This is a genomic window from Aliikangiella maris, from assembly GCF_040719265.1.
Classification (GTDB): Bacteria; Pseudomonadota; Gammaproteobacteria; order Enterobacterales; family Kangiellaceae; genus Aliikangiella; species Aliikangiella maris.
Window position 1 is genome coordinate 1 of record NZ_JBFDAH010000090.1, and the last position, 1,853, is coordinate 1,853.

General features: G+C 33.5%; 2 protein-coding genes. Both read left to right on the top strand.

All coding sequences use genetic code 11. The features are described from left to right. Positions 1-746, top strand: a 746-nt coding sequence (locus ABVT42_RS22150) for a hypothetical protein (RefSeq protein WP_367024511.1), incomplete at its 5' end; no start/stop codon positions are given. 200 nt (positions 747-946) lie between these two features. After that, positions 947-1,853 (top strand): hypothetical protein (locus ABVT42_RS22155; protein WP_367024513.1); only part of this gene is annotated, 907 nt, incomplete at its 3' end.

Consider the following 1,853-nt stretch of genomic DNA (forward strand, 5'->3'; position numbering starts at 1 on the left):
ATAAAACTCGGCCGATTAAAATTGCCAGTGGTCGAACGGTGACATTTAATCTATCCGGTTATCACATTGCCTTTAAAGATAGCATCATTAAAAATCCCGTTTCTTATAAAAACTTTGGACCTAATGTTAATATTTATTCTAACGCTGTGTTTGAAAAACATCTTTCTTTAATATATGCCAATAAATGGCTAGTTGAGCGCTATAAAGGAAAGAATAAGTATCTAGGAAGTATGAAAGTTGTAATTGAAACATATTGGCGCCCAAACAAGAATTTACTATTTAACTTTATCCATCTTAATCAATTTTCTGATGAGTTAATAAATAGCTTCTATAAATTAACCACTAAAAATATAAACGATAAATTTTCAATGTTAAATGAAAAATATAAGGTCGTAACGGTAAACTCAATTACTTGGTTGGTGAAAGATATTTATAAGCACAATTATTTATTTGAAAGAAGGTATCTAACTATAATGAATGAAAGTGTCGTGTTAGATATTGAATTTGGTCGCTGGACAGATCTTCCTTACTATTCAAAAAAAATTAGTAAAAGCGATATAATAGAAAACTGGAATCAAGCAGAGAAAGCCTTTATGAAGAATTTTGAAATTGAACTAACGGAAGAATTTCTCTCATTTCAAAAAGAATTTTGGCAGACCTATGAGGGAAAAGTTTATGAGGGGTTTGATGAGGTTGTGATTGGTGTGAAAGCAGGTGAAACACCACCGCCGCGTTTGCCTTTGTAGTACATTGACTAAATTATAGAATATTCATTACTATTTAATTCTTATACCTTGGACGATTTAAAACCCATTCACTGGAAACCCAAAATCTCGCTGCTAGTCGGTGGGATTGTGGGATTTTATTTGGCTAATGGCAGTGATTGGTGGGTTTTAGTTGTCACTGTGNCTGGAAACCCAAAATCTCGCTGCTAGTCGGTGGGATTGTGGGATTTTATTTGGCTAATGGCAGTGATTGGTGGGTTTTAGTTGTCACTGTGATGGGGTGTTTTTTAGTCTGTCAGGTGCTAATGAACATTTTATATAATCAATTTACTGATGAATTCAGGAACGCCAATCATCAATTTGCAATGAAGCAATTTGAACAGGAAGCGTTTAAAGGGATGAAGCGACGCTGGATAGCTTTTATTGAGCGGCGTAAAGATTTAAAAGATTATGATAACGACCCTTATAAAACTCGGCCGATTAAAATTGCCAGTGGTCGAACGGTGACATTTAATCTATCCGGTTATCACATTGCCTTTAAAGATAGCATCATTAAAAATCCCGTTTCTTATAAAAGCTTTGGACCTAATGTTAATATTTATTCTGACGCTGTGTTTGAGCGTTATTATTCCTTTCTTTACGCCAACCGTTGGCGAACAGAACGTTACATCGGAAAAAATAAAGAGGTAGGAAGTGTTAAAGTTATTGTTGGAACTTATTGGAGACCATATAAAGATTTAACACTCAATTTCACTAGAATTAATCAGTTTCTTGATGAAATAATTGAGCATAATTATAAATTAAAAACTAAAAATGAAAATCAAGCTTTTTCATTGCTAGAGGATAGCTATAAGGTTATTAAGAAAAACTCAGTTATTTGGTTAGTAAAAGATATTTATAAATATTTCAATTTAAAGCGTCGTATTTTTCAGACAGTATTAAGTGAACAATTAGTGCTGAATATTGAGTTTACTCGCTCTACTTTTTCACTTAGTGGGCCAAGCGCAATTGGCGAGTGCGACATGATAGAAAACTGGAATCAAGCCGAAAAAGCCTTTATGGAAAATTTTGAAATTGAGCTAACGGAAGAATTTCTCTCATTTCAAAAAGAATTTTGGCAGACCTATG